Raw genomic sequence first — 22,770 nt, forward strand, 5'->3', positions numbered from 1 at the left:
AGGCCGGGGCCGGGTGACGGGTCACGCACCCAGGGCGCATCTGTCGTTCAGTTGAGGCGGCGCAGGCGGCCCGTGAGGGTCAGGCGCCATCCGGCAGCGGCGACTGCGAGAGTGATCAGGCCGAGCAGCCAGAAGGCGGGATGCATCGGGGGAAGGTAGCCGGACTTATGAACAAGCGTGAGGACCAGCCAGGTGACTGGACCAGCGATGCCAGCCAGGCCCAGCACAGTCGCCACGATAATGCCGAGGGTGACCGTCCACGGGCCCCGACCATGGCGCGAGGCCGCACCGATGAGGCGTCCGGCCCCGTCACAGGCGATCCAGGCGACCACCACAATGAGCCACGAGTCCAGTCCGAGGGGATACTCAAGGCTCCCCAGGAAGAAGATGTGCGACTGAGCCAGGGCGAGCACCCACCAGATCACGCTGGCGATAGCGATAACGACACCGCTGTGCACGTAGGTCGACAGTGCCAGGGTGCGACGCGACGCGCCGCTCAGAGACGCTGCCCTCAGGTCCGTTGTCGTGGTGATGATCTGTGCGATGAGGATGTAGATGGCCGTCGAGAAGGCGGCGTTCATGGCGGACTGATCGACGTGCCCCGAGAAGTCATCGGAGGTCGCGTACATGATGGCGCTCACTGTCGAGTTAATGAGAAATGGACCGACGACAACCGCGGCGTAGACTCCGAAAGCGAATCGCCAGTCGACCATCCCGAGGCGCCAGATCGAGGGCTGAGAGGAAACAGTGGGTGCGGTGCTCATTGGTCGTTCTCCTGGATGAGGTAGGCGAAGGCGTCCTGGAAGGAACAGGGCGATGCGCTGAGGCTATGGGCGGCAAGATCAGCCTCGGTGATGGAGGCGCCGCGCAGGTCCACGACGATCTCTCGCGTCGAGCCGAGCTCACGGGTGGCGATGACGGCGAGGGCCGGGCGCTCTCCGAGGAAGCGCTCAACGTCGGAGGCGTGGCCCGTGACGGAGGTGACGCGGGCGGTGAAGTCGTCGACGCTCTCGTGGGCGAGGAGCTCGCTCTTCTTCAAGACGATGACGTCTTCGGCGACCTTCTCGAGTTCGGAGACCATGTGCGAGGAGATGAGGAAGCGGCGCTGCGGGCGCTTTCCCTCCATGACCTCCGCCGCCAGCGTAAGGATCTCCTCGTAGAGGGCGTAGCGCGTGGGCACGTCCAGGGGAGCCTGGATCTCGTCGAGGAGAGTGAGGGGCGCGCCCGATGCCAGGGCGATCGCACCGGCAAAGACAGCTGCTTGGCCGGTCGAGAGCTTGCCGAGGGTCTTGCGGCGTCGGACCGGCAGGCTGAAGCTCTCGACATAGTGGGCGAAGAGAGCCTCGTCCCAGGTCGGGCGCAGACGGGCATATTCGACCAGGATAGTTGCGGGGACATCGTCGAGGTCTCGGCTGGACGAGACCATGATCGAGCCAGCGAGCAGGTCGTCGGCGCTGGCCTGGACGCCGTCGATGGAGATGCTCCCCGAGGTGGGGACCATCAGGCCACCGAGGATCTGCATGAGCGTCGTCTTGCCCGATCCGTTGGGGCCAACGAGGGCGGTGACGGTGGCGTCCCCAAGGGTGAGCGAGATGTCGCGCAGCGCCGCCTCGTTCTCTCCCGGATAGGTGTGACTGATGGAGTTCAGGGTGATCATGAGTTGTCCTTGGCGGTCGTGTCGGCGCCGTAGGCGCGGACGTGGTCGATGATGGCGTCGAGGTCGAGGCCCAGGGCCAGGCCCGCTTCGACGGCGGGGTTCAGAGTCTCCTCCACGTAGGATGCGAGCCCGTCGGCCACGAGGACATCGCGGGCACCTTCGGCGACGAACATACCGATGCCGCGCCGCTTTTCGACGAGGCCCTCGTCGACGAGGATCGCGAAGGCCTTGCCGACAGTGGCCGGGTTGATGCGGTAGGTCGCGGAGTACTCCGTGGTGGAGGTGAGCTGGTCCCCGGCGCGCAGGGCGCCGCGCAGGATCTGCGCGCGGATATCGTCGGCGATCTGCACGTAGATGGGGATACCCGAGACGAATATGGGTGCCATGCGCAAGTCCTCCGGCTTCATTGGTTCATTACATGACTAATGAACCATATAACCAACCAGCCTGTCAAGCGATCTCGCCACACAAGTCTCAGGTCACACTCCACTCCCATCCACACCCCCCGGCACCCACGCCCACACCCGCACCCCTCCACAACAAACCCACTCCCCCAAAAAAGTCGCAGGCAATTTCCCTTGGTCAGTTTTTAACGCAGCCCACAAACGTTGCAATTCCAACGACCCCATTTAAATGTTTGAAAGGTTTACATGGGAATTGCATGCGACATTGTTGGGGAACTACGCCCGCGATGTCGATATCTAGATCCACATCCGCACGTCACCTGACCAACAAAGAGCCCCGACCTCGTCCCAAACACACGCAGAGCCCCGACCTCGTCCCAAACACACGCATAACCCCGGCCTCGTCCCAAACACACGCAGAGCCCCGGCCTCGTCCCAAACACACGCAGAGCCCCGACCTCGTCCCAAACACACGCAGAGCCCCGACCTCGTCCCGAACGCACAAAAGAGCCCCGGCCTCGTCCCGAACGCACAAAAGAGCCCCGGCCTCGTCCCACGGGGATAGGGGACGAGGCCGGGGTGAGCGTGGCCGAAAAGCGCGGGCACTTACTCCTTGACGGCGCCAGCAGTCAGGCCGGACACGATGTACTTCTGCAGGTACTGGAACAGCAAGATCACAGGGACAGCCGCGATCACAGAACCCGCGGCGAAGATGCCCCACGGGGCAGTACGCGAGTCAGCAGCCCACATGTACATGCCGACCGCCAGCGTGAACTGGCTCTGATCCTGCAGGACCACGCGGGCAATGACGAAGTCACCGAGCGAGGAGATGAAGCTCAGCAGGCCGACAACCGCGAGGACCGGACGTACGAGAGGCATGATGATCGTCCAGAAGGTCTGCGCGTGGGTCGCGCCGTCAATCATGGCCGCCTCATCGAGCGAACGCGGGATCGAGTTGAAGAAACCGTAGAGCAGGAACGTGTTCGAACCGAGCGCGCCACCCAGGTAGACGCAGATCAGGCCGAGCTTGGAGTTCAGGCCGAGCACCGGGAAGATGTCCTGGATGCCCAGGAGCAGCAGGAACAGGGCCACGAAGGCCAGCATCTGCGGGAACATCTGCACCAGCAGCAGGCCGGTCAGGGTCGCGCGGCGGCCCTTGAAGCGGAAGCGGCTGAACGCGTAAGCGGCCGCAGCGCCCATGAGGACCGTCCCGATCGCGGTCGCAGTCGACACGATCAGGGAGTTGAGGATCCACGACCAGTACATGGCGTACTTGCCGCTCCCCAGCGCCTGGAAGTTCTCCAGCGAGATCTTCGAGAACAGCGAGTTCGAACCGGTCAGCGTCGCGCCGGGGTTCAGGGACACCGACAGCACGTAGAGCAGCGGGACGACACAGTAGATGATCGTCAGGATGGCGACGATGTGACGCCAGCCGACCTCGGCCCACCAGCGGGCACCCTTGAGGGTGCTTCCATCATGCTTCTTAGAAACGGTTGCAGCGCTCATCACAGCTCCTCAAGGGTCTTCGTCTGACGGAAGCCAAGCCACGCGATCACGCCCACGACGATGAAGATGACGATGGACATGGCCGAAGCGAGGCCGTAGTTCGGGGTTCCGGAATCGATGGCGATCTTGTAGACCATCGAAATCAGGATGTCGGACTCACCGACGGGCACCGACAGACCCGGGTAGTTCGGCCCGCCCCCCGTCAGCATGTAGATGAGCGAGAAGTTGTTGAAGTTGAACGCGAAGGAGGCGATCAGCAGCGGCACGGTGGACTGCAGGACCAGCGGCAGCTTGATGGACCACACGGTGCGCAGGCCGGAGGCACCGTCGATCTTCGCGGCCTCTTCAATGTCGCCCGGCAGGGACTGCAGGGCGCCGAGGCAGACGAGGAACATGTAGGGGAAGCCCAGCCACAGGTTCACGCCGAGGATCGAAAGCTTGGCGAGCAGGCCGTTATCGAGCCACGGGACATGGGTGCCACCGAGGAAGACCTGGTTGATGAAGCCGAAGTCCGTATTGAGCATGCCCTTCCACACCAGGGTGGCCAGGAAGGCCGGGAAGGCGTAGGGCAGGATCATGAGGGACTGGTAGATCTTGCGGCCCTTGATGCGCTTGTCGGAGAAGACGAGGGCCAGGATGAGGCCAAGCGCGAAGGTGGAGAGCACCGAGGCCGCAGCGAACACGAAGGACCAGATGAGCGCCTTGAGGAAGGGGCCGCCCAGGTCATTGCTGGTCACCATGTTCTTGTAGTTGCTGAAGCCGACGAAGACGCGCCAGCCGGGGGTGAGCTCGTTGCCGGCGGAATCGACGAAGACACCGGTCTTGTTATCAGCCGTGTACACGGTTCCAGTGGCGGTGTCGGTCAGGGTGTCAGCCTGGGCGTCGTAGGCGTAGGTCGACTTGGCCAGGTAGGCGGTCGTACCATCATCGGTCTTGTAGTATCCGTCGTTCGGGTCGGAGGAGACGGGAACGGTCAGTCCGGCGACCTCGGTCTGGCGCTTGAGAATATCGGCAACCTTCAGGACCTTGTAGCCCTGAACGTCGGAGATCACGCCGGCGGAGACATTGCCCTGAACGTCGCGCAACGGGGTGTCAGGGTTGCCTTCCTTCAGAGCGCCCGTGCTCGGGTCAGCGATGACGAGGCCGAGGCCGGAGCCATCCTCGACGACCGCGGCGGTCACGTTGACCGCTCCGGGCGCACGCTGCTCGGAGGCCTTCAGGATCGCAGAGATCGCGTCATCCTTGGTCGAGTTGTGGCCCTGACCGTAGTTCGTGAAGGACACGTATCCCGTGTATCCCATCACGAACACCTGGTAGATGAGCAGGAACACCATGCCGGGAACCAGGTACTTCGCGGGGATCATCCGCTTGGAGAAGTAGATCCAGTTCACGACAACGAGCAGCGCGGCCAGAACACCGAGAACAATCCAGGACTTCACCATGTAGGCAGTGAAGATGCCATAGAGTCCCAGGGCGTCAATCAGCATCATCAAGATGAGCTTGACGAAGAAACCACGCTTGGTCACATCATTTGCATGAGAGGTCTTGGGCCCCTCTTTTTTCTTTTCCGCAGCCTTCACTGGCTCAGACATCGTGTCCTCCACACGTGCGCGTTCGCGCGTCATTGCGACTTGGTTCTGCCCCGACTGGCGACAGAAGATGGCACCGGTGGTGCCGCGCGCCGCATTGCGGCGCTGCTATCAGAGGGCCTCACACCCGCCCGCCGCGTGGGAGGCGGTCGGGTGTGAGGCGGTGCTCACCGGAGGCGAGCGCGGTGCGCGTGGGCGACTAGCGCCCGGCGCTCACGATCACTTGGAGGCGATCGCGTTGTTGATGTTGGTGATCATCGTAGCCCAACCGTCGGCGGGGGCCTCGGCGCCGCTCACGATGTTGGCCTCGGTCTGACCCCAGAAGTTCCACACGGAACCCATCGCGGGGATCGCGGGGGCGAGAGCGCCGGACTCTGCGACCTTCGAGAAGTCCTTGATGTCCTGGTCATCCGAAGCCTCAGCAACGGAGGACATCGCCGAGGCGCGGCCACCGAGCTTCTGCATCTGGGTCTGGGCCTCGGGGGTAGCCAGGTAGTTGAAGAACTGCTTGGCAGCAACCGGGTTGGCGGACTTAGCGCTCTGGTAGAACATCTGGACGCCGACGAAGGGCTGGGCGGCCTGCGAGCCGGCCGAGGGGATGGACAGGACGGAGACGTCCATGCCGGCCTCACGGAAGGCCGCGACGTTCCAGGGGCCGGTCACCGTGTAGGCGGCCTTGCCATCGAGGAAGGCCTGCTTGGCGATATCAGCGGTGATGGACGGGGAGAGCACACCCGCGTTGCCCTGGGCCTTCAGCCAGTTCGCGAAGTCGGTGCCGCCGGAGCCGCCCATGGCCAGCTCGGAGGTGTACTCGCCGTCAGCGTTCGTGTTGAAAACAGGGGCACCGAAGGAGGTCTGGAAGCCGTAGAAGTGGTAGGGATCACCCTTGTCGCCCATCTGAATAATGAAGGGGTACTCAACGCCGGTGGTCTTACCGGAGGCGATCATGTCGTCGTACGTCTTGGGCTCGTCCTTGGTGAGCGCGTTGTTACGCACCAGGGCGACGGACTCGATGGCGTAGGGAACGCCGTAGGTCTGGCCGTTGTAGGTCACGCCCTTGACCGCGACGTCAGCGAACTGGGACTTGGCTTCACCCAGGTCGACGGGGGCGACGACGCCGTTAGAGACGAGCGCGCCCAGCTTGTCGTGGGCCATGACGATCAGGTCGGGGCCGTTGCCAGTGGGGACCTGGGTGGTGAACTCGGTGTCCATGTCCGACTCAGACTTCTGGACGACATCCACCTTCACGCCGGTCTTGGCGGTGAAGTCCTCGGCGATGGTCTCGACCTGCGTGAAGCGGGTGTCATCCGCCCAGATCGTCAGGGTCGCCACGGCGTCGGTCTTGGCACCGTCCGAGGAGGAAGAGGAAGAGGAAGAGGTCGTGCCGTTGTTGCAGGCGGCCAGGGCGGTAACCGCCGCGAAGACGCCGAGTGCTGCGATGCCACGTCGCATTATTACTCCTGTGTTGGTCAGGTGGTCGCCTCCATCAGCGACCCGCTACAAGGTTCACTGTAATACCCTCGATTTTGTTTCTGCAACAATTTTCGCAATTGTGTGCAAGCTGTTACATTTGTAGGGAAACAACCGCGCGCGAAGACCCAAAGGAGCGTTGATTCGATGACGAAAAATCGCACGAGCATGGCCGACATCGCCATGCACGCGGGCGTCTCAACTGCAACTGTTTCACGGGTTTTCAACGGCGTCGGACAGGTCTCCGACGACACTCGCCGCAGGGTCCTGACCGCGATTGACGAGCTGGGATACGACCGCCCAGCCGCCGAGCGCACACCAAGTACGCCCACGATCGGCGTCATCGTGCCCGAGCTCACGAATCCAATCTTCGCATCCTTCGCACACCACCTCCAGGAGGAGATTTCGCGCGCGGGCGGCATCGCCCTCATCCGTTCGCAGACACCGGGAGCGACGTCCGAGTTCGATCACCTCTCCTCGCTCATCGAACACCGTGTGAACGGACTCATTTTCGTCTCAGGCCGACACGCAGATCTACTCTCAGACCTCGCGCCGTACCACGACGCTGCCGCACGCGAGATCCCCTTCGTGACGATCAATGGCGCCCGCCCGGAGGTCCCGGCACCCGACTTTTCCACAGGAGACGCGCTCGGCATCCGCGCGGCAGTCACGCATCTGTACGAGCTGGGGCACACGCGCATCGCGCTCCTGACGGGACGCACGCACATTGTCCCGGCGCTGCGCAAGGCCGAGGCCTTTACCCAGGTCATGGGCGAGCTCATCGGCGACCTCTCCCCCATCATCGAAGAAACCTTCTACACGTACGAGGCCGCGGCCGCCCACACGCACGCACTCCTCGAGCGCGGCACCACTGCGATCATCACCGGTTCTGACCTGCAGGCTCTGGGCGCGATCCGCACGATTACCTCGCTCGGCCTGTCAGTTCCGGGCGACATCTCGGTGATCGGCTTTGACGATACTTTCCTGATGGGTCTCCTGGACCCGGCGCTGACGACGATCCATCAGCCCGTCCCATCGATCGTCTCATCGGCGGTGCGTAGCCTGTTCGAGGCCCTTCGCGCACCCGAATACGTGCCCACGCACGCCGACTACGTCTTCTCGCCCGATTTGATCGTGCGCGGCTCGACGGCACACGCCCACTAGGGCCCACACCGGGTCCGACCTCCGAGAATGACTTGACAAGGATTCTCAATTACAAAGAGAATGATTCTCATGTCGAAGAGAATCCTTGCTGCCGCATGCGCGGCCGCCACAGCGCTCGCCCTGTCCGCCTGCTCCTCCACGGCCTCGTCCTCTGGTAGCTCATCCAAGGACGAGACCCTGACCGTCATGGCCTCCTTCTACCCCCTGAAATACCTGGCCGAGAAGATCGGCGGCGAGCACGTCACCGTCACCTCCCTGACTCCCGACGGTGCCGAGCCCCACGACCTCGAGCTCTCCCCCAAGATGGTCGACTCCCTGTCCTCCGCGGATGCGGTTGTGTACCTCGCGGGCTTCCAGGGCGCAGTCGACGAGGCGATCGAGCAGCAGGCCCCCAAGACCGTCATTGACGTCTCCCCCGCTGCAGAGCTCATTGAAGCCGGTGCTGACGCCAACCACCCCGCCGAAGAAGAGGAAGAGGGCACCGACGAGGCCCAGTCCGGCGAGGCGGAAGGCCACGATCACGAGGCCGAGGGCCATGAACACCACCACGACATGACCGCGGACCCGCACTTCTGGCTGGACCCCGTGCGTATGGCGAAGGCCGCGACCCTGGTCGGCGACAAGCTCGCCGAGGCCGACTCCGCCCACGCCGACACCTACAAGGCCAACGCGAAGGCCCTCTCCGAGGAACTGACCACGCTGGGCGATACCCTCGTCTCCAAGACCTCGACCTGCAAGGTCAAAACGTTCGTGACCGCACATACCGCTTTCGGATACCTCGCGGATCGCACGGGCCTGACCCAGGTCGGCATCTCCGGCCTCGACCCTGAGTCCTCCCCCTCCCCCGCCCGCCTAGCCGAGATTGCCCAGATCGCGAAGGATCAGGGCGTGACCACGATCTTCACCGAGGCCCTCATCGACCCCAAGGTCGCCCAGACCCTGGCCGACGACCTCGGCATCACGACGGCTGTCCTGGATCCGATCGAGTCCCAGACTGACGCGTCTAAGGACTACGCCGCAACGATGAACTCCAACATTGACGCCCTGACGAAAGCCCTTGACTGCCAGTGACAACGACTTTCACCCCCACGACGGCGGGAGCCTCCCACGCGGAGGCGACCGCCGTCGTGCGTCTCGATAATCTACACGTGGCCTGGGATACAGACCTGATCCTGCACGGAATCTCGCTCGCCATTCCCGCTGGCCAGACCGTGGCGCTCACAGGGTCGAACGGCTCTGGCAAATCTACGACCCTCAAGGCCCTGCTCGGCACCGCTCCCATCACGAGCGGCGACGCACAGCTCTTCGGGCACTCGGTCACCACCCGTCGCCGCGTCCCGTGGAACAAGATCGGCTACGTGCCCCAGCGTATCTCCTCGGGCGGCGCGATCAGTGCCAGCGCAATCGAGGTTGTTCGTTCGGGCCTGCTCGGGCCTCGTCGACTGTGGGCCCTGCCGGGCGACACCGCAAGGGCAATGACAGCCCTCGAGCGCGTCGGCATGGCTCACCGCGCCCACTCCCCCCTCAACATCCTCTCGGGTGGACAGGCGCAGCGCGTCCTCATTGCGCGCGCCCTTGTACGCCGTCCCGAGTTGCTCATCATGGATGAGCCGATGGCTGGAATCGACGCGGCCTCGCGCGCACGCCTGGCACAGATCGTCGCCGAGGCCAAGGCGGAGGGGACCACGATCCTCATTGTCCTGCACGAGCTGGGCGAGCTCGGCCCCCTCCTTGACCGAGAGCTGCACATCAGCGCGGGGCACGTCTCCTACGACGGCCCGCCCCACATCGAGGACGACCACGAACAACACCACGGTGGCGGCGACCACTGCCACCCCACCATCGACCCCGGGGCCGCACCGACCGACCACGGCCTCGTGAGCGGAATCTAGACGGGAGCGACGCATGATTGACGCACTGACGACCCTCCTGTCCTCACCGATGATGCAGCGTTCACTGCTCGCTGCCCTCATCGTGGGCCTCACCGCCCCGATCATCGGCACGTATCTCGTGCACCGCAGGCTCGCGATGCTCGGAGACGGCATCGGGCACATCTCTCTGACCGGCGTCGCGCTCGGCTGGCTGGTCGGCACGTTCGCAAACGTGAGCCCGGCCGACTCGTGGGCGATCCCGGGTGCGGTGATCATCTCACTGCTCGGCGCGATCACGATTGAGCTGGTGCGCCAGAGCGGCCGCACGTCCGGGGATACGGCCTTAGCCATGCTGTTCTACGGCGGCATCGCCGGCGGCGTCCTGCTCATCGGCCTGGCGGGCGGCACCTCCGCGCAGCTCAACTCCTACCTCTTCGGGTCGATCTCGACCGTGCGATGGAGCGACATCACGCTCATTACGATCCTTGGTCTGGCGATCGTGGCCCTGGGCGTGGGATTGGCACCCGCGCTCTTCTCGGTGACCAACGACGAGGACTTCGCGCGCTCGACGGGCCTGCCCGTGCGCACGCTCTCCCTCCTCATCGCGGTTCTCTCGGCGCTGACGGTCGCCGTCGCGATGCGAGTCGTCGGCTCGCTGCTCGTCAGCGCCCTCATGGTCATCCCCGTCGCCATCGCACAGCTGGGAGCGCGTTCGTTCCGCTCGACGATGGGCATCGCGATGGCACTGGGCGTCGTCATTTGCACGGCGGGACTGTCCCTGACCTACTTCGTCGACCTCTCCCCCGGCGCAACGATCGTTGTGGGAGCAATCGCTCTGTACGCTATTGGTTTCGGGATCAGGGCTATTGTGGATCGTACACGCAGGGTGCGCAGGATTCGCGCGGCACGCAGCCACAACCAGCACCCTGAGCACGACCAGACCGCTCACTCGAACGCATGACGATGGAGGCAACACCATGCAGCGCATGACGAAGCAGCGTCAAGCAGTCCTCGACGAGCTGACGCGCGTCAACGACTTCCGCAGCGCCCAGCAGATCTTCGAAGACCTGCACCTGCAGGGACAGCGCGTGGGGCTGGCGACCGTCTACCGCTCGCTCCAAAGCCTCGCAGAGGACGGACGAGTCGACACGCTGCGTTCCTCCGACGGTGAGGCCCTCTACCGCTCCTGCACGACGCACCACCACCATCACCACCTGGTGTGCCGCAAGTGCGGTTTCACCGAGGAGATCGAGCAGTCGCAGATCGAGGCGTGGGTAGACTCCGTGGCAACTGCGCACGGCTTCAGCGACGTCGAGCATTCGCTGGAACTGTTTGGCGTGTGCAGCTCCTGTCGTTCTCAGGGCTGACGCAGCGTTATATGGACGAGGAGGCCCGGGAGGCGGATGCTCTCCCGGGCCTTTTCTCTCCTCTTTTCCTGGGTTAGGATAGGCTTCGTTTGCTGAGCCTCACTCTGGGAGCGTCATGTTTGCCGCCGGTATCGACTCCATGGTCCCCGCCTTCGCACGCGAGGGCGTCTGGCTCTTCGTGTTCCTCTTCGTGGTCGTTTTCTTCCGCGCGCAGCTCACCTATTGGCTGGCGCGAGGTGCCGCCTCCGGCGCGGTTCGAGCGAACGGGCGGCGCGGCCTCGTCGGCGCCATTGCACGCTGGTTTGACGGCCCTATCCCTCGTAAGGGCGCGGCCATCCTGGACAAGTGGGGAATCATCGTCATTCCCCTGTGCTTCCTGACGGTCGGCATCCAGACCGCCGTCAACGCGGGCGCGGGCCTCGTGCGCATGCGCTGGAGCACCTACACGTTCGCGATGATCCCGGGGTGCGTCCTCTGGGCTCTCCTGTATGGCCTCGGCACGCTCGCGGTCTTTGCGGCGGCGATCCGCGCGCTCGCTGGCTCCCCCTGGGGTTGGGCGGGCCTCGCCCTCATCATCGCGCTCATCGCCGCGAAGATCGCGTGGGGGCGCCGTAAGCGTCGTGCGGTCAGTGCCGCACTTGATCCAGGTGCAGCAGACAACGCCTAGGAGTCCTAGGAGCCAGCGACACGGTCGATCGCGCCGCCGAAGCGACGGTCGCGGCCCGCGAACTCCTCCAGGCAGCCCCACAGCTCTTCGCGGTCGAAGGCCGGCCAGGGCGTGTCGACGAACATCATTTCGGCGTATGCCATCTGCCACAGCAGATAGTTGGAGAGGCGCTGTTCGCCCGATGTGCGGATCATGAGGTCGACGTCGGGAACGTCGGGCAGGTAGAGGTGGCGCGACAGCGTCTTTTCGGTGACACCGCGCGGGCTCAGGCACCCGGCCGCGACATCCTCGGCGATGGACCTGGCGGCATCCGCGAGCTCAGCGCGCCCGCCGTAGTTGACGCACATGATGAGGTCAAGTGTCTTGCAGTGCGAGGTCGCACGGTCGGCTTTTTCCAGCGCGTTGATGACGCTCTTCCACAGCTTGGGCCGACGCCCGCTCCAGCGCACGTGCACGCCCCACTGCGCGAGCTGGTCGGTGCGACGGGCGAGCACGTCGGAGGCGTAGTTCATGATGAAAGAGACCTCGGCGGGCGAGCGCTTCCAGTTTTCGGTCGAGAACGTATAGACGCTCAGGTAGCGCACGCCCGCGTCAATGGCACCGGCAATCGTGTCCATGAGGGCATACTCCCCGGCGCGATGCCCCTCAGTGCGGGCCAGGCCTCGACTGTTTGCCCAGCGGCCGTTTCCGTCCATGATGAGGGCGACGTGCGCGGGGGCTTCACCCTTACGAAAGACGGGTGCGTTGCGGTGCCACTGACCCGGTCCGAGCAGCGGCGCGGTGGGGTCTTGCGGAGCGCGGTCCATAGGAGTGGGGCGCGGGTCTGTCATGGGTGACTCCTATCGATGACGCTCAGCGAGCGCAGGCGGCGTTCCAGATGCCATTGAGTGTACGAGGAGATGAGGCCCGAGGCCTCGGTGCGCGCGTACGCCTCGCAGCGGTCGGCGCGCTCCCAGTCACCGCTGAGCAGTTGACCGAGGAGGGCCACCGAGTCGGGCGCGGGCGAGGAGGCACCGGGCGGACGACAGGTGTCACAGACGGTACCGCCGTCGGGGATAGAGAACGAGGAGTGGGGTCCCTGGGTGCCGCACACGGCGCAGTCAAAACAGGAGGGCGCCCATCCGGCCAGGGCGAGGGCGCGCAGCGTGTACGAGGTGCGAATGAGGGTCGGGTCGTGGCGGCCTCGTGCCAGGGCGTTGAGTGCACCCAGGAGGAGCAGGTACTGAGAATGCGTGCCATCGTGCGCGTCCGTCGTGAGACGTTCGGCGGTCTCAACGATGACGGTGGCCGCGAGGTAGAGGTCGTAGTCGGCGGCGATCGCGTCACCGTATTGGGCGATGGAAGCGACCTGGGTCAGAGTATCGAGGGTGCGACCACGATGGAGTTGGGCGTCGATGACGGAGAAGGGTTCGACGCGCGCACCGAACTTGGAGGTCGTCTTGCGCACCCCCTTCGCAACGGCGCGCACCTGGCCATTCTCAGCGGTGAGAAGCGTGATGATGCGATCCGCTTCGCCCAGCTTGTGGGTGCGCAGGACGATCGCCTCGTCTCGATAGGACTTCATCACACGGACATTGTGTCACGCCTACACAGTCGCGGTCGGGCGATGCCGACGCACATCGCAGGGCGCGGAACTAATTGTGAAGTGCACTGTCACATCTACCGACAAGCCCTCCGACAGGCAATGACAACAATATATGAGAAACTGACAGCGTGGTCGGTTACACAGCCGGCAAGTAGTTTTCAAGTAGATAGTTTCTTCGTAACTGGTTATGGTTTACTCATAACCGTCGAAGGAAGGAAAAAGATGGCACCCCCGATCGATGCCCGCGAAAAGCTTGGCACTGCACTGCGTCAGGCCCTGATGCAGACCCCCCTGTCAAAGATCTCTGTCAGCGCGCTGACACGTTCCGCCGGGGTCACCCGTCAAGCGTTCTACTACCACTTCAACTCCCTGAGCGACCTGAACGCCTGGGTTTTCCGCGAGGAAGTCACATCGCGCCTGACCGCCAGTTCGGGAGAATGGCTCGATGCCGTCGAGGCCACCATGACCTGGATGCATCACCATCGCGACGAAACCGCCTCGGCCATGAAGACCATCGAAGCGAACGACCTGTGGGCATTCCTGGCCTCTCATATCCAGGAGCTCATCGAGTCCCGCCTGCCCGGCTCTGCCTCGGCCACAGCGCGCGACGTCGTCGCCCAGCACTTCGCCCTGGCAACCACCGCCCACATGGCACAGTGGATGCTCTCCGGTCTCGAGGTCAACCCCTCGCTCGCGATCGCTCGCATGCGAGTGCTCATGACCGACCAGACCACCCCCGCCCTGGCTCGCCTGGCCAAGTAACGCGGTTATTCCCACCAACCGCACAGGGACAGACGCACAGACCCCCTCAGCCCCGACCTCGTTCAGACAGTTCATTTCGACGAGGCCGGGGCTGAACCATACACTCCGCTTCCAAACAACGACGTTTCCGGATGCATACAAGCTAATCTGAGCTATACAATTGGTCAGTCGCACATTGCACTGAAATTTCGCGGATCCGCGATACAGCCTGTACAGTTTGCTCGTAACCTCTCTTTTCATGTCGACGAGGATCTCCGATGCCCCACACCGATGCGAAAACGATGCTCGCGCACGCCCTGCGCGACGCACTCCAGACCGTCCCCCTGTCAAAGGTGACCGTCTCCGGTCTCACGCGCACCGCCGGCGTGACCCGCCAGGCCTTCTACTATCACTTCGCCGACATCCGCGACCTGACTGTCTGGGTTTTCAAGCGCGAGGTTGCCAACCAGATCGAGGCCCAGTCCACCCACGAGGACTGGTCCGAGGGACTGCTCGCCATGCTCACATGGATGCAAGCGCACCTCGAAGAGACACGCTCCGTTGTCTCAACCCTGTCCATGGAGGACCTGCAGGTCTTCCTCTACAAGCAGCTGCGCGCCGTCATGGAGCCCATCGTCGACCACTACAGCGACGGTCTGACTGTCCGAGCGGACGATCGCGAGTTCATTACTGAGCACTTCACGCTCAGCGTGCTCGGACACGTCTCCCAGTGGCTCACCTCCGACATGAGCGCTGATCCCGCCCTCCTCACGGAGCGCATCTCCCGCATCCTCGCCGGGCAGGTACGTCGCAGCCTCGAGCTCTTCGCACAGTCTCACGCCTCCTGAGGGCCCCCTCCTGACGGCACAGACGCATACGAAGGACCCCGACCTCTTCACTTTGAACGAGGTCGGGGTCCCTATTGTTATCGCGCGCTCTTAGCGCAGGGCGCGGTTCACCGCCGAGATGACGGCCTTGTAGGACGCGCGAGTGATCGAGGAGTCGATGCCGACGCCCCACACGATCTGGCCGTCCACGGCCGCCTCCACGTAGGCGGCAGCGCGCGCATCGCGGCCCTGGCTCATCGCGTGCTCGGAGTAGTCGAGGATGCGCACATCCAGGTCGAACTCGTGCAGCGCGGACACGAACGCGTCGATCGGGCCCTTGCCCTGCGCGTGAACCTTGACGACCTCGCCGTTGTCGGTGAGCGTCGCGTTCAGCTCGACATTCTCATCATCCATGGTGCCCACCTGCGAGGAGCGCAGATCGAAGCGACCCCACGACTCCAGGCCCGGCGCGGCGTTCGTCGGCAGGTACTCGTCGGCGAAGATCTGCCACAGCAGATCCGCGTTGATCTCGCCGCCGTAGGTGTCCGTGTGGCGCTGGACGATGCGAGAGAACTCCACCTGCAGGCGGCGCGGCAGCTCGAGGGCGTGTGCCGTCGACATGAGGTAGGCGACGCCGCCCTTGCCGGACTGCGAGTTCACGCGCACCACGGCCTCGTACGAGCGTCCCACGTCGTGCGGGTCGATCGGCAGGTAGGGCAGCTCCCACACGACCGCTTCCTCGTCGCCGCCGGCCGCGTCGACCTTGGCCTTGCGGGCGGTGAAGCCCTTCTTGATCGCATCCTGGTGCGAACCGGAGAAGCTCGTGTAGACGAGGTCGCCGACGTAGGGGGCTCGCGGGGAGGTCTCCATCTGCGTGCAGTGCTCCACCGTGCGACGGATAGCGTCCACGTCGGAGAAGTCGATGCCCGGATCGATGCCCTGGCTGAACAGGTTCAGGCCCAGCGTCACCAGGTCGACGTTGCCGGTGCGCTCGCCCTGACCCAGCAGACAACCCTCGATACGATCCGCGCCGGCCAGCAGCGCCAGCTCGGCCGTCGCCACGCCCGTACCGCGGTCATTGTGCGGGTGCACGGACAGCGCCACGTACTCGCGGCGGCTCAGGTTGCGGCTCATCCACTCGATCTGATCGGCGAACACGTTCGGGGTTGCACGCTCCACCGTGGAGGGCAGGTTCAGGACAATCTCGCGTCCCTCGCCAGGCTCCCACACGTCCATGACGGACTCGCACACCTCAAGGGCGAAATCCAACTCGGTATCCACGAAAATCTCGGGCGAATACTCGAAACCGAAGATCGTGTCATCATCCAGGCGCTTCTCAGCCTGCGCGATCACCTCGCGCGCACCGAACTGCGCCAGCTCGATCGTCTGTGCCTTGTCAGCGTGGAAGACAACCTCGCGGAACACGGGGGCCGTCGCGTTGTAGAGGTGCACCGTTGCGCGCGGGAAGCCCACCATGGCCTCGACCGTGCGCTCGATCAGCTCCGGGCGAGACTGGGTGAGCACCGAGATCGTCACGTCCTCGGGCACCGCGTCGTCCTCGATCAGGGAGCGCACAAAGTCGTAGTCGGTCTGCGAGGCCGCGGGGAAACCGATCTCGATCTCCTTGTACCCCAGCTTGATGAGCAGGTCGAACATGCGGCGCTTACGAGCCGGGTCCATCGGCTCGATGAGGGCCTGGTTGCCATCGCGCAGGTCGGTGGACATCCAGCGCGGCGCCTTCGTGATGCGCTTGGAGGGCCACTGGCGATCCGGCAGATCGATCGGATTCGTATCGAGGAACGGCCGATACTTACGGATCGGCATACGCGAGCCGGAGGGAACGGGAACAGCGGATGTAGTCTTCACGCTTCGTAGTTTATCGACGAGGAACCGCCCACGAGCAGGCGCTGCGCATACTGGACGTGAGATGCGGCGCGCTCCCCCATCCGGGATTGACAAAGAAAAACGCTCAAAACTGTGTACGCCTCTGCGTTCATATGTCATGATGATTAGGTCCAATGTCCCACACACCGACGCGCGGAGCAGCCATGACTTCTCTTTTGTTAGCCCAATCTTTTACCCCGTCGACGACTGCCGTCGCGGGTAACGTCTTCCTGACAGCCGTCGTCGGGCTCCTCCCGCTCGTCGTGTTCTTCGTCCTCATGGGCGTCTTTAAGGTCGCCACCCACTGGTGCTCGATCATCTCCCTGGTGCTGTCCCTGGGTATCGCTGTCCTCGCCTTCAAGATGCCCGTCGGCATGGCACTCCTGGCCGGCACGCAAGGCGCGGCGATGGGCTTCATGCCGATCATCTACATCATCATCGCGGCCGTGTGGCTCTACAACCTCACCGAAAAGTCGGGCCGCAGTGCCGACCTGAAGGCCGTTTTTAACACGATCGGACGAGGCGACCAGCGCGCCCAGGCCCTCATCGTCGCCTGGTGCTTCTGCGGCCTTCTCGAGGGCCTGGCTGGCTTCGGCGCTCCCGTGGCCATCACCTGCGCCATGCTCGTGACCCTCGGCGTCCCCAAGATCAAGGCAGCCGTCGTGGCCGTCGTCGGCAACGCCATCAACGTCGGCTTCGGAGCTATGGCCATCCCCACGACGACCGCTGGCAAGCTCGGCGGCGCGGACCCCGTCGTCGTCGCCGGCGATATGGGGCACCTGACCTGGATCTTCTGTCTGTTCATCCCGGTCCTGCTGCTGTTCATCCTCGACGGCAGCCGCGGCGTGCGCCAGCTCTGGCCCCTTGCCCTCGTCGCCGGTCTCGCTGCCGGTGCGGGCCACTTCTTCACCCCCTCGGTTTCCTACGAGCTGACTGCGGTCGTCGCCTCCCTGCTCGGCTTCGCCGCCTGCTACGTGTTCCTGCTGGCGTGGGGTCCGACGACCCCCGCGGAGTGCGCGACGGAGGCCGACGAGGCCGACAAGCCCACCGGCTCGCGCATCGGACTGGCACTCCTGCCCTACGTCCTCGTCGTCGTCATCATCGCGATCACGAAGCTGGCCAAGCCCGTCGCCGCCTTCTTCTCATCGACGGACGTCAAGGTCCCGTGGCCTGGCATCTACGGCAACCTGCTGACCGGCGACGGATCGCCCTCGACCGCCGCAATCTACTCGCTGCAGATCCTATCCAACCCCGGCACCTGGATCTTCGTCACCGGCATCATCGTCGCCATCGTGTACGGGACGAACTCCTCGAACGGCCGTTTCCAGACCTCCGTGGGTGAGATGTTCGCGGTCCTGCCGCGCACCATCTACTCGCTGCGCATGGCGATCCTGACAATCGCCTCCGTCATGGCCCTCGCCTTCGTCATGAATTTCTCGGGTCAGACTACCTCGATCGGTGCCGCGCTGGCGACGACGGGCGCGGCCTTCGCCTTCCTCTCCCCCATCCTGGGCTGGATCGGCACGGCCGTCGCCGGCTCCGCAACCTCGGCGGGCGCGCTCTTCGCGAACCTGCAGTCGACCGCCGCAGCGGGCGCCGGCCTCGACCCGTCGATCCTGCTGGCCGCCAACACGATCGGCGGTGGCATCGGCAAGATCGTCTCCCCGCAGAACCTCGCGATCGCGGCAACCGCGGTCGATTCGAAGGGTTCCGATGCGGAGATCCTCAAGAAGGCCGCCCCCTACTCGGTCGGTCTGCTCCTGGTCCTGTGCGTCCTCGTGTTCATCGCATCCCAGGGCTGGCTGGGTGCCTACATGCCGCACTGATCCATTGCTGCGCATGTGATCGGAGGGCCCGGGAGGCAATTTGCTTTCCGGGACCTCCCACTTGTAGGCTCCCAGCAGACATACGGACAAAGGAGACGACAGTGCCCGACTTGAGTTTTTCCAGCGACGCCTTACGCACGGCTGCTCAGTACCTGGGCGGATCGTCACCCGCGACAGAGGTCACGCCCCCAACTGGAGACCCCTGCAGCCGCGTCTACGCAACTCGACTCATCGGGCCGATCAGCATCCTCAACGTAGAAGACAAACACATCCAAGACGCACTAGGTAAAACACACACTGGCATGGTAGCGATGCTGGAGGCATTCGAGTCTATGGAGCAGGGAATCGCGGACTCGCTCCGTATGGCTCTCGCAAGGTGATATCGCATGATAACGAAGACGCAGCTGTACGCGCTTGACCTGTCCTCCTTTTACACGACGTGTAACGACCTTGATTCGATGCTTCGCGCCAACCAGGAAAGGTTGGAGGACATCGCCCATGCGAAGGACCTGGTTGCTTCGAACATGCAGGGACAGAGCGCCATCGCGCTCCTCGCGAAGCTCGCATCGATCGAAGCGCAAGTCAACAGTCACATCACGCTCATTGGGCAGGCAGAGAACCTCATCACCGCATATTGCGACAACAAGACGCGCCTACAGGGCGAGGTCATCGATTTTATTGAGAACATCGAACGTGATGGTTTTACGGTGTCCGACACATGGCAGATTCGGCTGTCAGACACACTTTTACAGCCGCTGGATCCCGCATGTGTCTGGGTTCATTTCGTCCGCGCCAAACAACTGCAGCCTGCTCTCAAGGGACGGGTCGCATCCTTCGAGTACTACGACTTCCAGGCCGCTGTCATTGGTGATCCGGGTCCGGTGCCCTACATCACGTCAGGTGGATATACGACGGTCCAGCCTGATCGCACCATGACCTGGGACGACGACTTCCCCTGGGGGTCAAAGAGAGGGCAAGCTACCCCCAAAGATTACGCATCCTGGGAATTATGGAAGAAAGGTCCGGCGGCCGCACGGCTCATGGGTCAACCCGACGCCGCTCGATGCTATCAGCATTTCCTCGACAACACGGGCACACCCCTGACGATTGATTATGAGAAGGGGTATGAAGAGGACAGAGGGATCCGATACCACGTGAATACCGAGCTCAATGGGGCTCTGCAAGCAGCGAACGAGGCCGCACAAGCCGGCCAAACCGGCATCACGCTCCACTCACCCGGCAGCAGCACCGGCCAAACCAACACTTATCCGGAGACGACAAACTGGCAAAGGACTCTGGGAGGTCACAACACCTACACCGAGACGAAGGTTGAGGTCAACGGGGACACGGTCACCGCGACCGTCACCGTTCATGCACGGGACAAGTGGAACTTCAACAAAGGTGATTCAGATATAGCATCTGGCGCTTCGGACGCCGCCAATGGACGCTTCGAGGAGCTTGGGTGGGCCAGGAGCTTCGAGACAAACGGGAGCATGACACGCACCTATTCATGGAAGGTCGGACAACAGCCACCGGTTTTGCCCACCAACGCAGATGAAGACACGAGTAGTAGCAGGCGTTAGAGAGGAGACAAGGCACCATGGTAAGTTTCCGTCAGCTGATGTCAGTGGAAATGCTCGACGAACTACTGCCGACCCACGAGTTCTTTCGCATCCTGGACCGGCGCGTCATCCTCAAGTCAGAGGAGTATGTCCCCGCACCCGCGGATAGGTTCATGGTGATCTGCGCTGAGGCGAACGAGGAGTGGAGCAGCCTTCTCGCTGACAATTGCACCGGCGAATACACGGGTGATCTGTGGCTTCCCGCGTCGCTTGCGGATCTCCGCCACCAGCGCTGGATGACCGGTCCCAATCTGCCGACCTATCTCGGCATTAGCAGCTACTCGACCCGCGTTGCGGTCTGTGGACAGTATGTGTACGTCTGCGTGCACATCGGGGCATAACGGATGAAGCTCCCACTCAAGGCCCTCGTGCCGCTGCTCGCGATTGCGGCGCTCACCACCGCCTGCAACCCCTTTGCACACAAAGCTTCGGCTCCTCAATACCCGCAGGACCCCCGCTTCGCCGAGTTCAAGTATGAGACCGATGACAAGCTGGAGGTACAGGAGCGTGTCGACTCGTTCAACGAGCGTATACCCGGACTGGGGGCGACCGCCGGACACGTTGTTGTAGCCCATTTCCGGGATGGCGCCGACCGGGAGCCGACGCCGGATCGCCAATTCTGGCTGACCGGTGTCGCCGAGGTCCCCGACACGACGATCTCCATGCTGGTCGACGACAGCATCGGCGAATCTTCGTTGCTGCCCGGCATCCACCCCCTCCTGTACACGTATGTACCTGAGGATTGCTCTTTCACAACCGTTGACCCAGCCGTTGCAAATGAGGTCCTCGGCACCGATCCAGGAGCCATCTATTCAGAATGGGGATCGTTCGAGATCCGCGAGTTTGCTGTCTCTGCCGACTGCAATCTCATTATCGTCACCGGCGATGGCCTCAACGCCTAATACACCAATCTTCAGGACAACCATGAAGCTCCCACTCAAGACCATCGTGCCGCTGCTGGCGGTCGCGGCGCTCGCCACCGCCTGCAACCCCTTCACGAACAACAATTCCCGGTCCAGAGGTACCCACGACCCGCGCTTCGCCCCGTTTACCTACACGAGCGACCGCAAGACGGAGGTGCAGACGCGCCTCGACTCGTTGAACGAGCGTTGGCCGGGAATGGAGGCAACCTCCGGGCATGTGGTCGTCGCTCGCACCCATTCAGGAATCTTCCATATTCTCGATCAGGATCCCGAATACTGGTTGACCGGAGTCGCCACCGTCCCCACCACGACGATTGACGCTCTCATGGAAGATGCGACCGGGGACGCGAGTGTCCTGCCGGGCATCGATCCGCGGCTCTACACGTACGTGCCCGAGAACTGCCATTTCTCGACGATCAACCCAGGGCATGCGAACACAATCCTCCCGCCTGAAAAAGGCAAGGGAAGTCGCGATTTCAAAACCCTGCCCATCACTGCGATAGCGGTGTCCGAGGACTGCCAACTGCTCGTCCTCACGGCGATCGGCCACCCCTAATCCCCTCGGGCGCCACTCTTCCTTGTCCACCGCACCCCGGCCTCGTCCATTTTCGAGGTCAGAGCGAGCGTACGCACGCACGAAACCATCGCAAAACTGAAAAACGAAAACTCACCCTGAGCTAAGTCGCGTTCCAAAGGTCCTAAAACGCCCGATAAGCCGCTGTTTTTCACTGATAACTTTTCAAGATTTTTTGGCGATAAATGGCCGATAACACAACCTTGCGCACACTGTCTGAACAAAAACGCATGCTGGGACCTCGGACCCAGCCATAACCTGGGAAGGACAGCACCCACGAGGAAGGATCCCCCAGTGCGTATCGCTCTCTTTTCCACTTGCCTGGCAGACGTTATGTTCCCCCAGGCTGCCCAGGCCACAGTGACCCTGCTGGAACGCCTCGGCCACGAGGTCGTCTTCCCTGAAGACCAGGTCTGCTGCGGCCAGATGCACGCCAACACCGGCTACTTCGAAGACGCCGCGAAGATCACCCGCAACCACGTCAAGACCTTCGAGCCCGTGCTCGACGGCCAGTGGGACGCCATCGTCGTCCCCTCCGGCTCCTGCACCGGTGCAGCGCGCCACGAGCAGAAGGTCGTCGCCGAGCACGTGGGTGACAAGGAGCTCGCGAAGCAGTCCCAGCGCATCGCCGAGCACACCTACGATCTCACTGAGCTCATCACCGACGTGCTGGGCCTGGAGGACGTGGGCGCGTACTTCCCGCACACGGTCACCTACCACCCGACCTGCCACTCGCTGCGTATCGCCAAGGTCGGCGATCGCCCCTACCGCCTCCTGCGCGCCGTCGAGGGCCTGACCCTCGTCGACCTGCCTGACGCCGAGGTCTGCTGCGGTTTCGGCGGCACCTTCGCCATGAAGAACTCCGAGACCTCCACGTCGATGCTCGCGGACAAGGTCACGAACGTCATGTCGACTCGCGCCGAGGTCCTCGTCATGGGCGATTACTCCTGCCTCATGCACGTCGGCGGCGGCCTCTCCCGCCTCAACTCGGGCATCCGCCCCATGCACCTCGCCGAGATCCTGGCATCCACCAAGGACCAGCCCTTCGAGGGCAACATCTCCTTCGCACCCGAAAGCGCACAGGTGATCTGAC

At 63.4% G+C, this 22,770-nt stretch carries 23 protein-coding genes; 14 read left to right on the top strand and 9 right to left on the bottom strand.

Annotation, left to right across the window (positions count from 1 at the left end; genetic code table 11):
* Positions 1 to 47 precede the first annotated feature (47 nt).
* The 6 genes from O3684_RS01260 to O3684_RS01285 all read right to left on the bottom strand — a co-directional run bounded on the left by O3684_RS01260 (position 48) and on the right by O3684_RS01285 (position 6,608).
* On the bottom strand, positions 48 to 764 hold the full coding sequence (locus O3684_RS01260) for a hypothetical protein (RefSeq protein ID WP_500064480.1): 717 nt from the start codon (positions 762 to 764) through the stop codon (positions 48 to 50).
* The gene (locus O3684_RS01265) at positions 761 to 1,657 is read right to left on the bottom strand and encodes an ATP-binding cassette domain-containing protein (protein WP_500064482.1); all 897 of its coding nucleotides are present in this window, start codon (positions 1,655 to 1,657) and stop codon (positions 761 to 763) included. Before O3684_RS01265 ends, O3684_RS01260 begins: the two co-directional genes overlap by 4 nt.
* Entirely contained in the window at positions 1,654 to 2,043 is a 390-nt protein-coding gene (locus O3684_RS01270; protein WP_500064484.1) for a GntR family transcriptional regulator, read from the bottom strand. Before O3684_RS01270 ends, O3684_RS01265 begins: the two co-directional genes overlap by 4 nt.
* Before the next feature lie 624 nt (positions 2,044 to 2,667).
* Positions 2,668 to 3,567, bottom strand: a complete 900-nt coding sequence (locus tag O3684_RS01275; RefSeq protein ID WP_500064485.1) for a sugar ABC transporter permease — start codon at positions 3,565 to 3,567, stop codon at positions 2,668 to 2,670.
* Positions 3,567 to 5,159 carry an ABC transporter permease subunit gene (locus O3684_RS01280; protein WP_500064486.1) on the bottom strand — a complete coding sequence of 531 codons (1,593 nt, stop codon included), beginning with the start codon at positions 5,157 to 5,159 and terminating at the stop codon, positions 3,567 to 3,569. Before O3684_RS01280 ends, O3684_RS01275 begins: the two co-directional genes overlap by 1 nt.
* A 216-nt stretch (positions 5,160 to 5,375) precedes the next feature.
* Entirely contained in the window at positions 5,376 to 6,608 is a 1,233-nt protein-coding gene (locus O3684_RS01285) for a sugar ABC transporter substrate-binding protein (protein ID WP_500064487.1), read from the bottom strand.
* 165 nt (positions 6,609 to 6,773) lie between these two features.
* On the opposite strand from O3684_RS01285, the gene O3684_RS01290 reads away from it, so the two are divergent.
* The 6 genes from O3684_RS01290 to O3684_RS01315 all read left to right on the top strand — a co-directional run bounded on the left by O3684_RS01290 (position 6,774) and on the right by O3684_RS01315 (position 11,695).
* Positions 6,774 to 7,790 carry a LacI family DNA-binding transcriptional regulator gene (locus tag O3684_RS01290; RefSeq protein WP_500064489.1) on the top strand — a complete coding sequence of 339 codons (1,017 nt, stop codon included), beginning with the start codon at positions 6,774 to 6,776 and terminating at the stop codon, positions 7,788 to 7,790.
* A gap of 60 nt (positions 7,791 to 7,850) precedes the next feature.
* The gene (locus O3684_RS01295; protein WP_500064491.1) at positions 7,851 to 8,861 is read left to right on the top strand and encodes a metal ABC transporter substrate-binding protein; all 1,011 of its coding nucleotides are present in this window, start codon (positions 7,851 to 7,853) and stop codon (positions 8,859 to 8,861) included.
* A complete protein-coding gene (locus tag O3684_RS01300; RefSeq protein WP_500064493.1) occupies positions 8,858 to 9,682 on the top strand; it encodes a metal ABC transporter ATP-binding protein in 825 nt (274 codons plus the stop codon). Before O3684_RS01295 ends, O3684_RS01300 begins: the two co-directional genes overlap by 4 nt.
* 13 nt (positions 9,683 to 9,695) lie before the next feature.
* Entirely contained in the window at positions 9,696 to 10,622 is a 927-nt protein-coding gene (locus tag O3684_RS01305) for a metal ABC transporter permease (protein ID WP_500064495.1), read from the top strand.
* 16 nt (positions 10,623 to 10,638) lie between these two features.
* Positions 10,639 to 11,028 (top strand): Fur family transcriptional regulator, encoded by a 390-nt coding sequence (locus O3684_RS01310; RefSeq protein WP_500064497.1) that lies wholly within the window; start codon positions 10,639 to 10,641, stop codon positions 11,026 to 11,028.
* Between the two features lie 115 nt (positions 11,029 to 11,143).
* Positions 11,144 to 11,695, top strand: coding sequence for a hypothetical protein (locus tag O3684_RS01315; RefSeq protein ID WP_500064499.1), 552 nt, complete (start codon positions 11,144 to 11,146; stop codon positions 11,693 to 11,695).
* 5 nt (positions 11,696 to 11,700) lie between these two features.
* On the opposite strand, the gene uppS is transcribed toward O3684_RS01315, so the two are convergent.
* Both uppS and recO read right to left on the bottom strand, forming a co-directional pair.
* Positions 11,701 to 12,525 (bottom strand): polyprenyl diphosphate synthase, encoded by an 825-nt coding sequence (gene uppS, locus O3684_RS01320; protein ID WP_500064501.1) that lies wholly within the window; start codon positions 12,523 to 12,525, stop codon positions 11,701 to 11,703.
* Positions 12,522 to 13,259, bottom strand: coding sequence for a DNA repair protein RecO (recO, locus tag O3684_RS01325; RefSeq protein ID WP_500064503.1), 738 nt, complete (start codon positions 13,257 to 13,259; stop codon positions 12,522 to 12,524). The genes uppS and recO overlap by 4 nt, the downstream gene beginning before the upstream one ends.
* A 243-nt stretch (positions 13,260 to 13,502) precedes the next feature.
* On the opposite strand from recO, the gene O3684_RS01330 reads away from it, so the two are divergent.
* Together O3684_RS01330 and O3684_RS01335 are read left to right on the top strand one after the other, a co-directional pair.
* Complete coding sequence (locus O3684_RS01330) at positions 13,503 to 14,042, top strand: TetR/AcrR family transcriptional regulator (RefSeq protein WP_500064504.1); 540 nt, start codon at positions 13,503 to 13,505, stop codon at positions 14,040 to 14,042.
* Positions 14,043 to 14,299: 257 nt separating this feature from the next.
* The gene (locus O3684_RS01335) at positions 14,300 to 14,869 is read left to right on the top strand and encodes a TetR-like C-terminal domain-containing protein (protein WP_500064506.1); all 570 of its coding nucleotides are present in this window, start codon (positions 14,300 to 14,302) and stop codon (positions 14,867 to 14,869) included.
* A gap of 90 nt (positions 14,870 to 14,959) precedes the next feature.
* On the opposite strand, the gene leuA is transcribed toward O3684_RS01335, so the two are convergent.
* Positions 14,960 to 16,714: a 2-isopropylmalate synthase gene (gene leuA / locus O3684_RS01340; RefSeq protein ID WP_500064508.1), complete on the bottom strand. Its 1,755-nt coding sequence runs from the start codon at positions 16,712 to 16,714 to the stop codon at positions 14,960 to 14,962.
* A 182-nt stretch (positions 16,715 to 16,896) separates the two neighbouring features.
* On the opposite strand from leuA, the gene O3684_RS01345 reads away from it, so the two are divergent.
* From O3684_RS01345 to O3684_RS01370, 6 genes are all read left to right on the top strand, one after another.
* The gene (locus O3684_RS01345) at positions 16,897 to 18,558 is read left to right on the top strand and encodes an L-lactate permease (RefSeq protein WP_500064509.1); all 1,662 of its coding nucleotides are present in this window, start codon (positions 16,897 to 16,899) and stop codon (positions 18,556 to 18,558) included.
* Positions 18,559 to 18,944: 386 nt separating this feature from the next.
* Positions 18,945 to 20,141 (top strand): hypothetical protein, encoded by a 1,197-nt coding sequence (locus O3684_RS01350; RefSeq protein WP_500064510.1) that lies wholly within the window; start codon positions 18,945 to 18,947, stop codon positions 20,139 to 20,141.
* Positions 20,142 to 20,158: 17 nt separating this feature from the next.
* Positions 20,159 to 20,521, top strand: a complete 363-nt coding sequence (locus tag O3684_RS01355; protein WP_500064511.1) for a hypothetical protein — start codon at positions 20,159 to 20,161, stop codon at positions 20,519 to 20,521.
* 3 nt (positions 20,522 to 20,524) lie between these two features.
* Positions 20,525 to 21,082: a hypothetical protein gene (locus tag O3684_RS01360; RefSeq protein WP_500064513.1), complete on the top strand. Its 558-nt coding sequence runs from the start codon at positions 20,525 to 20,527 to the stop codon at positions 21,080 to 21,082.
* Positions 21,083 to 21,104: 22 nt separating this feature from the next.
* Positions 21,105 to 21,659 (top strand): hypothetical protein, encoded by a 555-nt coding sequence (locus O3684_RS01365; RefSeq protein ID WP_500064515.1) that lies wholly within the window; start codon positions 21,105 to 21,107, stop codon positions 21,657 to 21,659.
* Between the two features lie 312 nt (positions 21,660 to 21,971).
* Entirely contained in the window at positions 21,972 to 22,769 is a 798-nt protein-coding gene (locus O3684_RS01370; RefSeq protein ID WP_048671444.1) for a (Fe-S)-binding protein, read from the top strand.
* Position 22,770 lies beyond the last annotated feature (1 nt).

Origin of the sequence: Pauljensenia sp. 20925_1_27, from assembly GCF_041432835.1 — a bacterium.
Classification (GTDB): domain Bacteria; phylum Actinomycetota; class Actinomycetes; order Actinomycetales; family Actinomycetaceae; genus Pauljensenia.